We start from the raw sequence: 17,333 nt of genomic DNA, 5'->3' as shown, positions 1-17,333 counted from the left end.
AGGCATAACGAAAAGGGCGACTCATCGAGTCGCCCTTTTTCCGATAGCCGGCGTAGGAGCCGCGCCCCGCGGCGAATGCTACGGGGCTGGCGACGCAGAAGTCCGAGGCTTCGCCCCGAGGCGGGGCTCCTACACTTTGCGTCTCGTGCTGGCCCTGCAGGGCGTGCACAGCGTCTTACTGCGCGGCCTGCAGACTCCACTCGGCCAGCTTCTGCTGCTTGTAGCTGAGCGCCGCAGCCGGCACCGGAGTGACCTTGCCAGTCTCCATCCAGCGCTTGAGACGGTTGGCGTCGGCCATGTGGGTGTACTTGCCGAAGGCGCCGAGTACCACGAACGCCACCGGGCGGTTGGCGATGGTGGTGGCCATCACCAGGCAGCGGCCGGCAGCGTTGGTGAAGCCGGTCTTGCTCAGGTTGATGTTCCAGTCCGCCTTGCGCACCAACGCGTTGGTGTTGCGAAAGCCCAGGGTGTAGTTGGGCTTGCGGAAGGCCACGGTGGCTTCGGAGTCGGTGCTGAACTGGTGAATCAGCGCATACTGGTTGGCCGCCTTGACCATCAGCGCCAGGTCGCGCGCGGTGGCGACATTCAGTTCGGACAGGCCGGTAGGCTCGACGAAATGGCTGTTGTGCATGCCCAATGCCCTGGCCTTGGCGTTCATGGCTGCAACGAAGGCACCATGGCCGCCCGGGTAATGGTGCGCAAGGCTGGCGGCGGCGCGGTTCTCCGAGGACATCAGCGCCAGGTGTAGCATCTCGCGGCGGGTGATCTCGCTGCCGATACGCACGCGGGAGAACACACCCTGCATTTCCTGGGTGTCGCGGATGGTGATTGGCAGCACCTCGTCCAGCGGCAGCTTGGCATCGAGCACCACCATGGCGGTCATCAGCTTGGTGACCGAGGCGACCGGCAGGCGCAGATCCGGATTGCTGGAATAGAGCTCCTGGCCAGTCTTCAGGTCGATCAGCAATGCGCTACCAGCAGCCAGCTCCTGCTTCGGCTGGGCCGGCGCGGCCTGGAGGTTCGAAACAACAAGGCTGCCGCACAGCAGCAGGCCCAAAATCGAATGACGGAGTTTCACGGTTCACTTCACCGGTTGGAGTGTGGGGGCCGCTGGCAGGCGATGAAAAACGACCGGCTAGAGCGGCGGCGACCAGTATAAGGATCACGCTTGGCTATTGCAGTATGGCCCGATCAAACGCTCGCTGCTGGCGAATCCAGCTCGGCCTGCAACCAGTCGACGAAACGCGCGGTCAGGCGCTGGCGACGCTTGCGCTCGGGTAGTACCAGGTAATAGCCACGCGCCGAATGCGCCTCGGCCTCACCCAGACGACAGAGCAGCCCCTGAGCCAGAAGTTCATCCACCAGATGGCGCCAGCCGATGGCCACGCCCTGCCCGGCAATCGCCGCCTGGATCAGCAGGGTGTAGTTGTCGAAACGCAACGCGCCGGGTGTCGGCAGGCTGGCGATGCCGAGGGCGCGGAACAATCCCTCCCAGTCGAACCAGCGCGAGCGGTGCTCGGGGCGCAGGTGCAGCAGCGGCAGCTCACTCAGAACCTCCGTCGGTAGCGGTAGCTGGCGCTCGCCGAGCAGACGCGGGCTGCACACCGGAAACACCTCTTCGCCGAACAGCAGGTACGCTTCGCCATGCTTGAAACGACCGTCGCCAAAACGGATCGCCACGTCGATATCGCTGGGTACCGTGGCCGGGTCGCGCTCGCTGGTGATCAGGCTGACGTCCACCTCCGGGTACAGGCGGTTGAAGCGCTGCAGACGCGGCATCAACCAGTAGGCGGCGAAGGCGAAGTCGGTGGCCACCTGCAGCACTTCATGCTGCTGGCGCGCGGTGACGGCGACGAGCCCGGCATCGAGGCTGGCCAGCCCTTCCTGCACATGCGCCAGCAACAGCTCGCCGGCCTCGGTCAGCACAATGCCGCGATAGATACGGTCGAACAGGCGCGTGGCCAGTTGCTGCTCCAGACGCTTGATCTGCTGGCTGATGGCCGGCTGGCTACTACCCAGCTCGTTGGCGGCGGCGGTGAAACTGAGCTGGCGCGCGGCCGACTCGAACACCCGCAGGGCGTCGAGCGACAGCCCATCAATGACTTTAAACATAAGCTCTGCTTATCCGAGGCATGTTTCACAGCCGGGTTTACCCTGCTGCCGTTCTACCGGAATCATGGAGCCAGCACTGTCGCATAAACCAACAATATGGAATACCCGCCACCATGAAGCGCCCGAACATCCTCTTCATCATGGCCGACCAGATGGCCGCGCCGATCCTGCCGCTGCACGACGCCGCCTCGCCAGTGCAGATGCCCAACCTGATGAAACTGGCCGAGCAGGCCGTGGTGTTCGACTCGGCCTACTGCAACAGCCCGCTCTGCGCGCCGTCGCGCTTCACCCTGGTCAGCGGGCGGCTGCCATCGAAGATCGGCGCCTACGACAATGCCGCCGATTTCCCCGCCGATGTGCCGACCTACGCCCATTACCTGCGCCGCCTCGGCTACCGCACTGCGCTATCGGGCAAGATGCACTTCTGCGGGCCGGACCAGCTGCACGGTTACGAGGAGCGCCTGACCAGCGACATCTATCCCGCCGACTACGGCTGGGCGGTGAACTGGGACGAGCCGGACGTGCGCGCCAGTTGGTACCACAACATGTCCTCGGTGCTGCAGGCCGGCCCCTGCGTACGCAGCAACCAGCTGGATTTCGACGAGGAGGTGGTGTTCAAGGCCCGCCAGTACCTCTACGACCACGTGCGCATGAGTCCGGATCAGCCGTTCTGCCTGACCGTGTCGATGACCCACCCGCATGACCCCTACACCATCGGCCGCGAATACTGGGATCGCTACGAGGGCGTGGACATTCCTCTGCCGCGCCAACACCTCGAGCAGGCCGAGCAGGACTCGCACTCGCAGCGCATCCTCAAGGTCATAGACCTGTGGGACAAGCCGCTGCCCGAGGACAAGATCCGCGACGCCCGCCGCGCCTACTTCGGTGCCTGCAGCTATATCGACGACAACATCGGCAAGTTGCTGAAGACCCTGCAAGAGTGTGGCCTGGCCGACGACACCCTGATTGTCTTCTCTGGCGACCATGGCGACATGCTGGGTGAGCGCGGCCTCTGGTACAAGATGCACTGGTTCGAAATGTCCGCCCGCGTGCCGTTGCTGGTGCATGCACCGCAGCGCTTCACCGCGCATCGGGTCAGTCAGTCGGTCTCCACTCTCGATCTGCTGCCAACGCTGGTGGAACTGGCCGGCGGCCAGGTCGAGCAGGGCCTGGAGCTGGAAGGTCACTCGCTACTGCCGCATCTGCAAGGCAAGGGCGGCCATGATGAAGTGCTCGGCGAATACATGGCCGAAGGCACGCTCAGCCCGCTGATGATGATTCGCCGCGGGCCATGGAAGTTCGTCTATTCCGAGCAGGATCCACTGCTGCTGTTCGATCTGGACAGCGACCCGCTCGAACGTCAGAACCTGGCCGAGTCCAGCGAGCATCGCGGCATCCTTGCCGGTTTCATCGCCGAAGCGCGCGAGCGCTGGGACATCCCGGCCATCCACGCCGCCACTCTCGCCAGCCAGCGCCGCCGCCGTCTGGTGGCCGAGGCGCTGAGCCAAGGCAAGCTGACCAGTTGGGATCACCAGCCCTGGGTCGATGCCAGCCAACAGTACATGCGCAACCATATCGATCTCGACGACCTGGAACGCCGCGCCCGTTTTCCCCAGGTATGAACCTTTACCAACTGCCGCCCCCAAAAGGACACCTCTAAAAACTACCTGCGTTGCCATCACTGCGTTAAAAACAGGCTCGTGCGCGAGTCCGATCAAAATGCTCATTTACAGCTCGTAAACTGCGCTTTTTCGCCTGTTTTTGCCTTGCGCTGGCTGCCTCGCCTACGTTTTTAGAGGTGCCCAAACCAGAAGAAAAAAGGAGAGACGCCATGAACCGATTCAGTGTGCTGTTACTCGCGGCAGCGCTCAGCAGCGCCGGGGACGTATGGGCCGAGGACGCCGCCTGCGCCACGGTCAAGCTGGGTGACCCGGGCTGGAGCGACATCGCCGTGACCAACGGCATCGCCAGCTTCCTGTTCGACGGCCTGGGCTACAAGGCACAAACCCAGACCCTGGCCGTGCCGATCATCTTCGCCGGCCTGCAGAAGGGCCAGGTCGACGTCTTCCTCGGCAACTGGATGCCGGCGCAGCAGAGCAACTACGACAAGTTCGTCGCCAGCGGAGAAGTGGACAAGCTGGCGCAGAACCTCGCAGGCACCGAGTACACCCTGGCGGTCCCGACCTATGCCTATGAGGCCGGGGTGAAGACCTTCGCCGATCTGGACAAGCATGCCGACAAGTTTGGCAAGAAGCTCTACGGCATCGCCTCCGGCTCACCCGCCAACGAGTCGATCAGGCAGATGATCGCCGCCGACGAGTTCGGCCTGGGTGACTGGAAGCTGGTGGAGTCCAGCGAACAGGCGATGCTGGTGCAGGTCGGCCGCGCGGTGAAACGCGATCAGTTCGTGGTCTTCCTCGGCTGGACCCCGCACCCGATGAACGTGCAGTACGACATGCAGTATCTGAAAGGCGGCGAGAAATATTTCGGCGACAGCGGCGAGGTCAACACCCTGGCGCGCAAGGGCTACGCCGCGCAGTGCCCCAACGTCGGCAAGCTGCTAAGCAACCTGACTTTCACCCAGGAGATGGAGAACAGCATCATGGATCAGGTGCTGAACAAGCAGGCCAGCAACGACGCTGCGATCAAGGCCTGGCTGCAGGCCAACCCGCAGGTGCTCGATGGCTGGCTGGACGGCGTGACCACCCGCGACGGTGGCGACGGCCTGGCCGCCGTGAAGGCGCGGCTTTGAATTAACCGCGGCAAGTGAGTAGGGTGGAATCGCCTGCGACCCACCCTCGACTCAAATCATGCGCCTACCTGACCGACAGACCCTGCTGCCGTTTCTCCGCTGGTTGCCTGGCATCAGCCGCAAGACCCTCGGCAACGACCTGCTGGTGGGCCTGACTGGCGCCATCCTGGCCCTGCCGCAATCGCTGGCCTACGCGCTGATTGCCGGCCTGCCCGCCGAATACGGCCTGTACGCCGCCATCGTGCCGGTGATCATCGCCTGTCTGTGGGGCTCGTCCTGGCACCTGATCTGCGGGCCGACAGCGGCTATCTCCATCGTCCTGTTCACCAGCGTCAGCCCCATGGCGCGCATCGGCAGCGACGAATTCATCGCCCTGATCCTGCTGCTGACCTTTCTCGCCGGGCTGTTCCAGTGGCTGCTAGGTATGCTGCGCTTCGGCGCCCTGGTGAACTTCGTCTCGCAGTCGGTGGTACTCGGCTTCACCCTCGGCGCGGCGCTGGTGATCGCCATCGGGCAGATGCCCAATCTGCTCGGCGTCGAGGTCGCCAACCAACCCACGGCCCTGACCAGCCTGCTGCAGATCGGCCAGCACCTGCCCGAAGCGCACTGGCCGAGTCTGGCCCTGGCGGCCTTCACCCTGCTGCTCAGCGTGGCCGTGCGCAAACTCTGGCCAAAGGCCCCCGCACTGCTGATCGGCCTGGTCTGCGGCAGTCTGCTGGCGTGGCTACTACCGGCACGGTTCACCGCTGACATCGCCCTGGTGGCACCGTTCGAAGGAGGCCTGCCGCCTTTGACCATGCTGAGTTTCGACCTCGACGACGTGCTGCGTCTGCTACCGGCAGCGGTGGCCTGCGGCATGCTCGGGCTGGTCACCAGCCTGTCCATCGCCCGCGCGCTGGCAGTGAAGTCACACCAGTTTCTCGATGCCAACCAGGAAGTGCGCGCCCAGGGCCTGTCGAACATGATCGGGCCGTGGTTCTCTGCCTCGCTGTCAGCCGGCTCCTTCACCCGCTCGGCGCTGAACCTGCAGGCCGGTGCACGTACGCCGTTGGCCGGAGTGTTCTCGGCGCTGCTGGTGGCGCTGTTCGCGGTGTTTGGCGCAGCGCTGCTGACGCATATCCCGCTGCCGGTGATGGCGGCCGGCATCCTGCTGATTTGCTGGGGCCTGGTGGATCTGCCGGCGATCCGTGCACTACGTCGGGTCAGTCGCTCCGAGTTCATGGTGATGCTGCTGACCTTCGCCGCCACCCTGGTGCTGGAGCTGCAGACGGCGATCTACGCCGGCGTGCTGGCCTCGCTGTTCTTCTACCTCAAGCGCACCTCGCAGCCGCGCGTGCGCCTGTGGCAGGACGGCGAAGACGAGGTGCTGCGCATCGAGGGCTCGATCTTCTTCGGCGCCTGCCAGTACATCCAGCAACTGCTGCAACGCAGCCGGGGTCAGCGCCTGGTGATCGATGCGCGGCACATCAACTTCATCGACTACGCCGGGGTAGAGATGCTGCACCAGGAGGCGCGCCGCCTGCAGGCGCTGAAACGCAGCCTGGTGCTGCGCCAGGCGCGGCCACAGGTAGTGGAGGAAATCCTCAAGCTCGAAGGCGCCGAGCGCTGCCCGGTGTTGTTCGAGGATTGAGCAAGACCGCTCGTCCTAACCATCATTCGTCTGCGAGCGTGCTCAGATCCAGCGGGCGCACCTGACCGAGCCATAGCGGCCAGTCGCGGTGGTCGCGCAGCTCGTTGTCAGTGATCGGGTGCACCAGCACGTTGAGGCCATTGCGGTGTTGCATCAGCCAGGGCACCAGCTCACCGAACAGGTCAGGACGAAAGGCCAGCTGACAGCTCCAATCCGGGTGTGGCCCGACTGGACGCTCGTGCATCCGTCCCATCTTCAGAGGAAAAAGCCGCGCGGCTTCTTCGCACAGCGCACGGGCCTGATCGAGGGTGCTGGCGTCGAAGTAAACATGGGTGTGATAGCCCCTGATCCTCGGCAGCGCTTGTTCGTCCATGCCCGTTCAACCCGCCAGTAGTTGACGGCGCAGCTCAGCCAGCACCGGCGCCGTGTCAGGGCGCACGCCACGCCATAGCTCGAACGCCTCGGCCGCCTGCTCGACCAGCATGCCGAGGCCATCCAGGCAGCGCGCCGCGCCCTGCTCGGCTGCCCAGCGGTTGAAGGCGGTCGCCTCACGGCCGTACATCATGTCGTAGCAGACGGTATGACCGGGCTGGATCAGGCTCGGCGCAATCGGCGGCAGCTCACCACCGAGGCTGGCGGAAGTGCCGTTGACGATCAGGTCCACCGGCGCATCGATCCAGTCGAAGCCAGCGGCCACCAGCGGGCCTAGGTCGGCAAATTCACGCACCAGTTGTTCGGCCTTGGCCACGGTACGGTTGGCGATCACCAGCACCGCCGGCTTCTGCGCCAGGAAGGGTTCGAGCACACCGCGCACGGCACCGCCGGCACCGAGCACGAGGATGCGCTTGCCGGCCAAGCTGAAACCGGCGTTGTCCTGCAGGTCACGGGTCAAGCCAGCACCGTCGGTGTTGTCACCCAGCAGGCGACCGTCGGCCAGTTTCTTCAGGGTATTCACCGCGCCGGCTCGACGGGCGCGCTCGGTGAGTTCGTCGGCCAGGCGAAAGGCCTCTTCCTTGAACGGCACGGTGACGTTGCCGCCCAGGCCTTCGGCGAAAAAGGCGCGGGCATTGCCAGTGAAGTCGTCCAGCGGCGCCAGGCGTGCATCGTAGGTCAACACCTGGCCGGTTTGCTCGGCGAACAGGCGGTGGATCAGCGGCGATTTGCTGTGGCCGATGGGGTTGCCGAAGACGCAGTAGCGGTCCATGGAAAGTCCTGTAACGGTAGAAATCTACGAAACTGACGCCGTCCTGTAGGAGCCCCGCCTCGGGGCGAAGCCTCTGCTTCGCCGCGGTAGCACACGCCGCCGTCATTCGCTGCGGGGCGCAGCTCCTACAAGAGAGAATGGAAGCTAGGCCTGCGCCAGCCAATCACGATCCGTCAGGAAATACTCGGTCAGGCGAGCTTCCTCGCTGCCCGGCTCCGGCTTCCAGTCGTAGCCCCAACGAACATGTGGCGGCAACGACATGAGGATTGACTCGGTACGCCCGCCGGACTGCAGGCCGAACAGGGTGCCGCGGTCGAACACCAGGTTGAACTCCACGTAGCGGCCGCGACGGAAGGCCTGGAACTCACGCTCACGCTCGCCGAAGGGCATGGACTTGCGGCGCTGAACGATGGGCAGGTAAGCCTGGATGTAGGCATCACCAATGGCGCGCATGAAGGCGAAGCTGGTGTCGAAGTCCCACTCGTTGAGGTCGTCGAAGAACAACCCGCCAATACCACGCGGCTCACCGCGGTGCTTGAGATGGAAATAGCGGTCGCACCAGGCCTTGAACTTGGGATAGACCTCGGCGCCGAAGGGGGCGCAGGCGTCACGAGCGATCTGGTGCCAGTGTACGCAGTCTTCTTCATTGGCGTAGTAGGGCGTGAGGTCGAAACCACCACCGAACCACCACACCGGCTCCTCGCCTGCCTTCTCGGCACTGAAGAAGCGCACGTTGGCGTGCGAAGTCGGCACGTAGGGGTTTTCCGGATGGATCACCAGCGACACGCCGAGGGCCTGGAAGCCACGGCCGGCCAGCTCGGGGCGATGGGCGCTGGCCGACGGCGGCAGGCTGTCGCCGAACACGTGGGAGAAATTCACCCCGCCTTTTTCGATCAGCGCGCCGTTCTCGATCACCCGCGTGCGCCCACCACCACCGGCCGGACGCTGCCAGGCGTCCTCGGCGAACACGGCCTGGCCGTCCTCGGCTTGCAGGGCAAAGCAGATGCGGTCTTGCAGGTCGAGCAGGTAGGCCTTAACGGCCTCGGTACGGTCAGTCACGGCGGCACCTTGAACAGAGAGCAGGTCGAAATCGGCGGGCAGCATAGCATTCACCCAGGCACATCCGCAGTTGACGTCGGTCAATCAGGACGATTGGATAGAGCCTTTCGCCGCATGCAGCGGCTCCAAACCAATAAGGAATCCGAGATGGCCAAGCGTATTCAGTTCAGCCAGCACGGCGGCAGCGAAGTGCTGGAATACCGTGACTACCAGCCGGCAGCGCCGGGCCCACGCGAGGTTCGCGTGGCCAACAAGGCCATCGGCCTGAACTTCATCGACACCTACTTCCGCAGCGGCTTGTACCAGCCGCCCGCGCTGCCTTCGAGCCTGGGCACCGAAGGTGCCGGCGTGGTCGAGGCGATTGGCAGCGAGGTCGAAGGTCTCAAGGTCGGCGATCGCGTCGCCTATGCCACCGGTCCGCTCGGCGCCTATAGCGAGCTGCACGTGCTGCCCGCCGACAACCTGGTACACCTGCCGGACAGCATCAGCTTCGAACAGGCCGCTGCGGTAATGCTCAAGGGCCTGACCGTGCAGTACCTGTTGCGCCAGACCTACGAGCTCAAGGGCGGCGAGACCATCCTCTTCCATGCCGCCGCTGGTGGCGTCGGCTCCTTCGCCTGCCAATGGGCCAAAGCGCTGGGCGTGAATCTGATCGGCACCGTCAGCTCGGCGAAAAAGGCCGCACTCGCCAAGGAACTGGGAGCCTGGGAGACCATCGACTACAGCCATGAGAATGTCGTCCAGCGCGTGCTGGAGTTGACTGACGGCGCCAAGTGCCCGGTTGTATATGACGGCGTCGGCAAGGACACCTGGGAAACCTCGCTGGACTGCGTGGCACCGCGCGGCCTGCTGGTCAGCTTCGGCAACGCATCCGGCGCGGTCACCGGGGTCAACCTGGGTATCCTGGCGCAGAAGGGCTCGCTGTACGTCACCCGGCCGACCCTGGCGAGCTACGCCAATACGCCGCAGAACCTGCAAGCCATGGCCGACGAGCTGTTCGCGATGATCAGCAGCGGAAAACTGCAGGTGGACATCAGTAATCGCTACGCGCTCAAGGACGCTGCTGCCGCACAGGATGCGCTGAGCTCGCGGCAAACCACTGGCTCGACCATTTTGCTGCCGTAAACACAGTCGCGGCTAAAGCCCCTCCCACAGCTGCCACAATCGTGGGAGGGGCTTTAGCCGCGAGCATTGGCCAGTCAGGACGGGCGAATCACATCGCCCGTACGCAGGTCACGAATCAGGCTGGGGTTCTTGCGCCCACCTAGTGCGCCGCCAAGGACCTTGTCCAACTCGCCCGGGAAATATTGCTCGACGCGCAGACGCGAACGCGCTGAAGGGCGCCCCGCCGGGTTGGCCGAGGTGGAGATTAGCGGGCCGGTATAGCGGCACAACGCACGAACCAGCGGATGATCGCTGACGCGCAGGGCCACGGTGTCGTGCTCGCCGGTAACCCACTCGGGCAGACGGTTATGATGCGGCACCAGCCAGGTATTCGGGCCTGGCCAGCTGCCGGCCAGGCGCTCCTGCCAGATCTCTGGCAGATCATCGAGCAGGAAGTCGAACTGTCCGATGTCATCGGCCACCAGAATCAGCCCCTTGTGCATCGGCCGCTCCTTGAGCGCCAGCAGGCGATACACCGCCTCTTCATTCCAGGGATCGCAGCCCAGGCCCCAGACCGCCTCGGTCGGATAGGCAACCACGCCCCCTTCACGCACCACTCGCGCCGTTTGCTGTATCTGCCAGTTGCTGGCCATCGACTGTTCTCCCGCGAAATCAATGGGCGGCAGTCTATCCAAGCCAATGGTTGCCTGCCACGGGCCTTAACAACCTGTTAACGATTGCGCGCCAGCCAACGCCCCGCTTCGTTACACACCAGGCCATCGAGCTCCAACTCGGTCAAAGCTCCCAGCACCTGTGACAGCGGCCAACCGCTGGCCTGCACCAGCGCCTCGGTGCTGTGCGGCGCGGCATGCAGCAAGGCCAGCAATGGGTGCTCGACGCTAGCGAGCGGCACCGATACAGGCTCGGCGGTTGGAGTCTGCCAGCCACGCAAGGCTTCGAGGATATGCTCGATGCTTTCCACCAGGGTGGCGCCATCACGGATCAGCTGATGGCAGCCACGCGCGCCAGGATGATGGATGGAGCCAGGTATGGCGTAGACCTCGCGCCCCTGCTCGGCGGCCAGGCGCGCAGTGATCAGCGAGCCACTGGACGGGCTGGCCTCGACCACCAGTACACCCAGCGACAACCCGCTGATGATCCTGTTGCGCCGCGGGAAATTACTGGCCTGCGGCGGACAGTCCAGCGGCAACTCTGACACCAGCGCGCCACCTTGCTCGATGATCTGCGCCGCCAGCCCCACATGCCGCCGCGGATACAAACACTGCAAGCCGGTGCCCAGCACGGCCACCGTTTTGCCGCCACCCTCCAACGCCCCCTGATGCGCAGCACCATCGATCCCCAACGCCAGACCACTGGTGATGACGAAGCCGACGCCCGCCAGGCTGCGGGCAAAGGCCCGTGCGTTATCCAGGCCGGGCCGCGAGGCACGCCGACTGCCGACCATGGCCAGTTGCGGCGCCTCCAGCACACCGGGATCGCCAGCGACGAACAACAGCGGCGGTGCATCCGCCAACTCGGCAAGCAGGGCGGGGTAGGCTGGATCGTCCCACATCACCACATGCTGATCAGGCTCACCCAGCCAGTGCAGGGCAGCCGCCGCTCGCTCGCGGATCTGCGCACTGCGCCGGGGCTCGGCGCAGGCAGCCGGCAGCCCCAACGCACGCCAGGCGCTGGCCGGCGCACTGAGCGCAGCCGAGGCGCTATCGAAAGCGCTCAGGAGTTTGCGAAAGCGTCGCGGCCCCAGCTCCGGCAATAGATGCAGACGCAAGCGGGCTTCGAGCTCGGCAGGAGAAACAGCGGGGGAAAGCGAGGAGGATGCAGGCATGGCGATTCTTCCCTGAAAAGTTGCACCGCCATCCTGGCGGCCTGAAAGCACGAGCCCCGCACTAGCGGGGCTCGATGGGCATTACGGGTTGCGGACCTTGTCCATCACCGCCAGCTGGCGGCTGGCCTGCAGTACCAGGCCGTAGCTGAGCTTGTCATAGCTGCGGAACACCATCAGCAGCCCGGAACGCTCGTCCGGGATCTTCACACTCTCGCCGGTAACGCGGTCGCGCACGGTTTCGCCGGTCTTGTAGATGGCCAGTACGTTGCCGATCTCCAGACCATCGCGAGCACCTTTATTCAGGGTCACCACATCGAACTGGCCGATCTGGGTCACACCACGCGGGACGTCGAGGATCAGACCGTTGATCTCGCTGGCCGGCTCGCTGGGCATGAAGGTGGAGTTGATCGCACGCTCTTCGGTGGGGAACAGGCGGTCACCGATGCGCACCTCCTGAGTCGAACGACTCAGGACGAGGGTACCGATATCACCTTCCTCGGCGACGACTTCGCCGGTGCCGATGTCATCGGCGTTGATACCGAGGAATTCCTTGGTTTCCGGATCCACATAGGTCTTGCCCTGACGGAAGATGCCGTAAATCGGATGCTCTTCGTCGAACTGACCACGGGCGTAGACACGATCGCCAGCGCCGCTGACCACGCGCTCGGCGTTGCCGGCGACGACGTAAGGCTTACCGTTGAATTCTTCCAGCGTGTCGATAATACGGTTGCTCAGCAGGAAGCTGTTGATCGCCTCCAGCGGGATAGTCGGGATCGCTTCGGCCATTGGCGTGCTGCGCACCTGCGGCGACAGCTTGATGGTACCGCGCGACTCACCGCGGTTGAGCATCAGGCGCGGCTGACCATCAACATAAACGAGATTGAGGGTATCGCCGGGATAGATCAGGTGCGGGTTGGCGACCTGTGGGTTGGCGTGCCAGATCTCGGGCCATTTCCACGGCTGGCGCAGGAACTTGCCGGAAATGTCCCAGAGGGTATCGCCCTTGACCACTGTGTAGCGGTTCGGGTGACCGTCCTTGAGTTGCACTTCGGCCTGAGCCAAGCTGGTCAGGGCCAGTCCGCCGGCTGCGAAGAGCAGGGCGAGTAGTGATTTCCTCATACGGTGAATCCCTTTATTATGTGCCTTCACGTGAAGCGCCCTAGCGCCGCGTGCCAAACCCGCTGAATACGCGGCGTGAAGCCGTTTTTCAATGCTGTTCATCATCTTAGCAGCGGATTTTGACTTTATTCCACAAGTGCATCACAAACGCATATGGCGATCCTGAATATCCTTGAATTTCCTGATCCACGCCTGCGTACCATCGCCAAACCGGTGGACGTCGTGGACGACTCCATCCGTCAACTGGTCGACGACATGTTCGAGACCATGTATGACGCTCCTGGTATCGGCCTGGCGGCGACGCAGGTCAACGTGCACAAGCGCGTGGTGGTCATGGACCTGTCCGAGGACAAGTCCGAGCCGCGGGTATTCATCAACCCCGAGTTCGAGCCTTTGACCGACGAGATGGACCAGTACCAGGAAGGCTGCCTGTCGGTGCCCGGCTTCTACGAAAACGTCGATCGCCCGCAGAAGGTCAAGATCAAGGCACTGGACCGCGATGGCCAGCCCTATGAGCTGATTGCCGAAGGCCTGCTGGCCGTGTGCATCCAGCACGAGTGCGATCACCTCAACGGCAAGCTGTTTGTGGATTACCTGTCCAACCTCAAGCGCGACCGCATCAAGAAGAAGCTGGAAAAACAGCATCGTCAGCGCGCTTGACGCCCGATTCAGAAGGCTTGCCACGGCAAGCCTTTTTCTTTTAGCGAGCTCTCATGTCTGACTCATTGCGTATCGTCTTTGCCGGCACCCCGGAATTCGCCGCCGAGCACCTCAAGGCCCTGCTGGCCAGCCCGCACGAGATCGTCGCCGTCTACACCCAGCCGGATCGCCCCGCCGGCCGCGGCCAGAAGCTGATGCCGGGCCCGGTCAAGCAGCTCGCCGTCGAGCACGGCATCCCGGTCTACCAACCGGCCAGCCTGCGTAATGAAGAGGCGCAGGCCGAGCTGGCGGCGCTCAAGCCGGACTTGATGGTAGTAGTCGCCTACGGCCTGATCCTGCCGCAGGTGGTGCTCGACACCCCACGCCTGGGCTGCATCAACAGTCACGCCTCGCTGCTGCCGCGCTGGCGCGGCGCCGCGCCGATCCAGCGCGCAGTGCAGGCCGGCGACGCCGAGAGTGGCGTCACCGTGATGCAGATGGAGGCCGGCCTCGATACTGGGCCGATGCTACTCAAGGTCAACACGCCGATCAGTGCTGACGATACCGGCGGCAGCCTGCATGACCGTCTCGCCCAGCTCGGCCCGCAGGCGGTGCTGCAGGCAATCGACGGCCTGGCTGCCGGCACCCTGAAGGGCGAAGTGCAGGACGATGCCCTGGCCAACTACGCCCACAAGCTGAACAAGGATGAGGCGCGCCTCGACTTCAGCCGCCCGGCCGTGGAATTGGAGCGCTTGGTGCGCGCCTTCCACCCCTGGCCGATCTGCCACACCACGCTGAACGGCGATGCACTCAAGGTGCATACCGCCGAACTGGGCGAGGGCAGTGGTGCCCCCGGCAGCATTCTCGCCGCCGACAAGCAGGGCCTGACCGTGGCTTGTGGCGAGGGCGCGCTGCGCCTGACTCGTCTGCAATTGCCCGGCGGCAAGCCGCTGGCCTTCAGCGACCTGTACAACAGCCGTCGCGAGCAGTTCGCCCCCGGCCTGGTGCTCGGTCAATGAACCCACGCCTGGCTGCAGCCCGCGCGCTCACCGCCGTATTGTCCGGCAAGGCCTCGCTGGGCAGCAGCCTGCCGCCGCAGCTGGACAAGGTCGAACACCACGACCGCGCCCTGGCGCAGGATCTGGCCTTCGGCGCCGCGCGCTGGCAGCCACGCCTGCAATTGCTGGCCGAGAAACTGCTGGAAAAGCCCTTCAAGGCCGCCGACAAGGACGTGGAAGCGCTGCTGCTGATCGGCCTCTATCAGTTGCTGCACAGCCGCATCCCCGAGCATGCCGCCATCGGCGAGACGGTCGGCTGCGCCGGCGCGCTGAAAAAGCCCTGGGCCAAAGGCCTGCTCAATGCCGTGTTGCGCCGCGCCCAGCGCGAGCATGAAACCCTGTTCGCCGAACTGGATCGCGACCCGGTGCTACACAGCGCCCACCCGCGCTGGCTGCAGAAGGCGCTCAAGGCGCATTGGCCGCAGCACTGGCAGGCCATCTGCGCCGCCAATAACGCGCATCCGCCGCTGATCCTGCGGGTCAATCGCCGCCACGGCAGCCGCGACGCCTATCTCGAAGAGCTGCGCAGTGCAGGCCTTGCTGCCGAACCCTGCACCTTCAGTCGCGACGGCGTGCGCCTGCTGCAACCTTGCGACGTGACCACCTTGCCCGGCTTCAAGGAAGGCCGCGTCAGCGTCCAGGACGAAGCCGCGCAACTGGCCGCCGACCTGCTCGAGCTGGCGCCTGGCCAACGTGTGCTGGACGCCTGCGCCGCGCCGGGCGGCAAGACTTGCCACCTGCTGGAAGTCGAGCCGGGCCTGGGCGAAGTGGTCGCCGTGGATCTGGAAGCCAAACGGCTGGCGCGCGTACGCGAGAATCTCGACCGCCTGCATCTGGAAGCCACGCTGATCGCCGCCGACGGCCGCGCTACCGGCGCCTGGTGGGACGGCCAGCCATTCCAGCGCATCTTGCTCGATGCGCCCTGTTCGGCCACCGGGGTGATCCGCCGTCACCCGGATATCAAGCTGACCCGCAAGCCCGAGGACATCCCGGCCCTGGCCCAGTTGCAAGGCGAGTTGCTCGATGCGCTGTGGCCGACCCTGGTGCCTGGCGGCATCCTGCTGTATGCCACCTGTTCGGTGCTGCCGACGGAAAACAGCGAGACCATCGCCGCCTTCCTCGCCCGTACCCCCGACGCGCAGGAAGTCGCCATCGCTGGCGAGTTCGGTCTGCAGCCAGCCCATGGTCGCCAGTTGTTGCCACAGCTGGACGGCCATGACGGCTTCTACTATGCCAAGCTGTTCAAAAGGCCACAGGTACTCTGAAATAGTCGTCATTACTCGCTGCGCTCGCCCCATTCGGGCCACACTAAAGTGCGTTCAGCGCAAGCGCTGTCCCGCGAAGGCGGGAACCCAGAAAACCGAAGCACCTGGGCTCCCGCCTTCGCGGGAGTGACGGTTGCCAATATTTCCAACGGAGCGTATCGGTGAAAATCATCATTCTCGGCGCCGGCCAAGTGGGCGGCACCCTGGCCGAACACCTCGCCAGCGAAGCCAACGACATCACCGTGGTCGACACCGATGGCGACCGCCTGCGCGACCTCGGCGACCGCCTGGACATCCGCACCGTGCAGGGCAAGGGCTCCTTCCCCACGGTGCTGCGCCAGGCCGGCGCCGACGATGCCGACATGCTGGTGGCGGTGACCAACAGCGACGAAGTCAACATGATCGCCTGTCAGGTGGCCTACACCCTGTTCCACACACCGACCAAGATCGCCCGCGTACGCGAGACGGCCTATCTGACCCGCGAGGCGCTGTTCGACAACGAAGCGATTCCGGTCGACGTGCTGATCAGCCCCGAGCAGGTGGTGACCAACTACATCAGACGCCTGATCGAATACCCCGGCGCCCTGCAGGTGATCGACTTCGCCGAAGGCAAGGCCCAGCTGGTGGCGGTCAAGGCCTACTACGGCGGCCCGCTGGTCGGCCAGCAACTGCGCCAGTTGCGCCAGCACATGCCCAACGTCGACACCCGCGTCGCGGCGATCTTCCGCCGCAACCGACCGATCATGCCCAAGGGCGACACCATCATCGAGGCCGATGACGAGGTGTTCTTCATCGCGGCCAAGGCACATATCCGTGCGGTGATGAGCGAGATGCGCCGCCTGGAAGACAGCTACAAGCGCGTGGTGATCGCCGGCGGTGGCAACATCGGCGAACGCCTGGCCGAGGCCATCGAAAGCCGCTACCAGGTGAAGATCATCGAGATGAACCCGGCGCGCTGCCGCTACCTGTCGGAGAATCTCGACAGCACCATCGTGCTGCAGGGCAGCGCCTCGGATCGCGACCTGCTGGTGGAAGAGAACATCAACGATGCCGACATCTTCCTCGCTCTGACCAACGACGACGAAGCCAATATCATGTCGTCGCTGCTGGCCAAGCGCCTGGGTGCGCGCAAGGTGATGACCATCATCAACAACCCGGCCTATGTCGACCTGGTGCAGGGCGGCGAGATCGACATCGCCATCAGCCCGCAGCTGGCCACCATCGGTACCCTGCTGACCCACGTGCGCCGCGGCGATATCGAAAGCGTGCATAGCCTGCGCCGTGGCGCCGCCGAGGCGCTGGAAGTGATCGCCCATGGCGATGCCAAGTCGAGCAAGGTGATCGGCCGCGCCATCGAAGACATCGCCCTGCCACCGAGCACCACCATCGGCGCCATCATCCGCGACGAACAGGTACTGATCGCCCACGATGACACAGTGATCGAGTCCGGTGACCACGTGATCCTGTTCCTGGTCGACAAGAAGTACATCCGCGACGTCGAGCGTCTGTTCCAGGCGGGTCTGACGTTCTTCTGACTCAACAACC

Annotated in this window: 16 protein-coding genes; 8 read left to right on the top strand and 8 right to left on the bottom strand. The window is 64.5% G+C overall.

The features are described 5' to 3' along the window. Window positions 1-175 precede the first annotated feature (175 nt). Together pbpG and N5J71_RS19345 are read right to left on the bottom strand one after the other, a co-directional pair. Complete coding sequence (gene pbpG, locus N5J71_RS19350) at window positions 176-1,078, bottom strand: D-alanyl-D-alanine endopeptidase (RefSeq protein ID WP_279917435.1); 903 nt, start codon at window positions 1,076-1,078, stop codon at window positions 176-178. A gap of 113 nt (window positions 1,079-1,191) precedes the next feature. Further along, the gene (locus N5J71_RS19345; RefSeq protein WP_104729527.1) at window positions 1,192-2,112 is read right to left on the bottom strand and encodes a choline sulfate utilization transcriptional regulator; all 921 of its coding nucleotides are present in this window, start codon (window positions 2,110-2,112) and stop codon (window positions 1,192-1,194) included. A gap of 113 nt (window positions 2,113-2,225) precedes the next feature. On the opposite strand from N5J71_RS19345, the gene betC reads away from it, so the two are divergent. The 3 genes from betC (at window position 2,226) to N5J71_RS19330 (ending at window position 6,494) form a co-directional block, all read left to right on the top strand. Further along, window positions 2,226-3,734, top strand: coding sequence for a choline-sulfatase (gene betC, locus N5J71_RS19340; protein WP_279917434.1), 1,509 nt, complete (start codon window positions 2,226-2,228; stop codon window positions 3,732-3,734). 209 nt (window positions 3,735-3,943) lie between these two features. Then, window positions 3,944-4,864, top strand: coding sequence for a choline ABC transporter substrate-binding protein (choX, locus tag N5J71_RS19335; RefSeq protein ID WP_279917433.1), 921 nt, complete (start codon window positions 3,944-3,946; stop codon window positions 4,862-4,864). A gap of 58 nt (window positions 4,865-4,922) precedes the next feature. Next, window positions 4,923-6,494: a SulP family inorganic anion transporter gene (locus N5J71_RS19330; protein ID WP_004422877.1), complete on the top strand. Its 1,572-nt coding sequence runs from the start codon at window positions 4,923-4,925 to the stop codon at window positions 6,492-6,494. 22 nt (window positions 6,495-6,516) lie between these two features. On the opposite strand, the gene N5J71_RS19325 is transcribed toward N5J71_RS19330, so the two are convergent. From N5J71_RS19325 to hemF, 3 genes are all read right to left on the bottom strand, one after another. Then, complete coding sequence (locus N5J71_RS19325) at window positions 6,517-6,867, bottom strand: DOPA 4,5-dioxygenase family protein (RefSeq protein WP_279917432.1); 351 nt, start codon at window positions 6,865-6,867, stop codon at window positions 6,517-6,519. 6 nt (window positions 6,868-6,873) lie between these two features. Beyond that, window positions 6,874-7,698, bottom strand: coding sequence for a shikimate dehydrogenase (gene aroE, locus N5J71_RS19320; RefSeq protein WP_004422873.1), 825 nt, complete (start codon window positions 7,696-7,698; stop codon window positions 6,874-6,876). Window positions 7,699-7,842: 144 nt separating this feature from the next. Continuing rightward, complete coding sequence (gene hemF / locus N5J71_RS19315; protein WP_004422872.1) at window positions 7,843-8,757, bottom strand: oxygen-dependent coproporphyrinogen oxidase; 915 nt, start codon at window positions 8,755-8,757, stop codon at window positions 7,843-7,845. A 147-nt stretch (window positions 8,758-8,904) separates the two neighbouring features. Here hemF and N5J71_RS19310 point away from each other — a divergent pair, with 147 nt between their 5' ends. After that, the gene (locus tag N5J71_RS19310; protein ID WP_004422871.1) at window positions 8,905-9,882 is read left to right on the top strand and encodes an NADPH:quinone reductase; all 978 of its coding nucleotides are present in this window, start codon (window positions 8,905-8,907) and stop codon (window positions 9,880-9,882) included. A 74-nt stretch (window positions 9,883-9,956) separates the two neighbouring features. Here N5J71_RS19310 and tsaC read toward each other — a convergent pair whose 3' ends face one another. The 3 genes from tsaC to N5J71_RS19295 form a co-directional block, all read right to left on the bottom strand. Beyond that, window positions 9,957-10,514, bottom strand: a complete 558-nt coding sequence (tsaC, locus tag N5J71_RS19305) for an L-threonylcarbamoyladenylate synthase type 1 TsaC (protein WP_004422868.1) — start codon at window positions 10,512-10,514, stop codon at window positions 9,957-9,959. Between the two features lie 77 nt (window positions 10,515-10,591). After that, window positions 10,592-11,707, bottom strand: a complete 1,116-nt coding sequence (gene dprA / locus N5J71_RS19300; protein WP_004422866.1) for a DNA-processing protein DprA — start codon at window positions 11,705-11,707, stop codon at window positions 10,592-10,594. A gap of 81 nt (window positions 11,708-11,788) precedes the next feature. Further along, window positions 11,789-12,826, bottom strand: a complete 1,038-nt coding sequence (locus N5J71_RS19295; RefSeq protein WP_004422864.1) for a LysM peptidoglycan-binding domain-containing protein — start codon at window positions 12,824-12,826, stop codon at window positions 11,789-11,791. 153 nt (window positions 12,827-12,979) lie between these two features. Between N5J71_RS19295 and def the strand changes: the two genes are divergently transcribed. The 4 genes from def to trkA all read left to right on the top strand — a co-directional run bounded on the left by def (window position 12,980) and on the right by trkA (window position 17,323). Beyond that, entirely contained in the window at window positions 12,980-13,486 is a 507-nt protein-coding gene (gene def / locus N5J71_RS19290; protein WP_004422862.1) for a peptide deformylase, read from the top strand. A 53-nt stretch (window positions 13,487-13,539) separates the two neighbouring features. Beyond that, the gene (gene fmt / locus N5J71_RS19285; protein ID WP_004422860.1) at window positions 13,540-14,484 is read left to right on the top strand and encodes a methionyl-tRNA formyltransferase; all 945 of its coding nucleotides are present in this window, start codon (window positions 13,540-13,542) and stop codon (window positions 14,482-14,484) included. Continuing rightward, complete coding sequence (gene rsmB / locus N5J71_RS19280; protein ID WP_116617575.1) at window positions 14,481-15,788, top strand: 16S rRNA (cytosine(967)-C(5))-methyltransferase RsmB; 1,308 nt, start codon at window positions 14,481-14,483, stop codon at window positions 15,786-15,788. The genes fmt and rsmB overlap by 4 nt, the downstream gene beginning before the upstream one ends. Window positions 15,789-15,949: 161 nt before the next feature. Next, window positions 15,950-17,323, top strand: a complete 1,374-nt coding sequence (gene trkA / locus N5J71_RS19275; protein WP_003458492.1) for a Trk system potassium transporter TrkA — start codon at window positions 15,950-15,952, stop codon at window positions 17,321-17,323. Window positions 17,324-17,333 lie beyond the last annotated feature (10 nt).

Source organism: Ectopseudomonas oleovorans (assembly GCF_029845265.1).
Taxonomy (GTDB): Bacteria; Pseudomonadota; Gammaproteobacteria; order Pseudomonadales; family Pseudomonadaceae; genus Aquipseudomonas; species Aquipseudomonas oleovorans.
The sequence above is the reverse complement of the archived record's forward strand: the minus strand, read 5'-3'. Positions and strand labels throughout refer to the sequence as shown.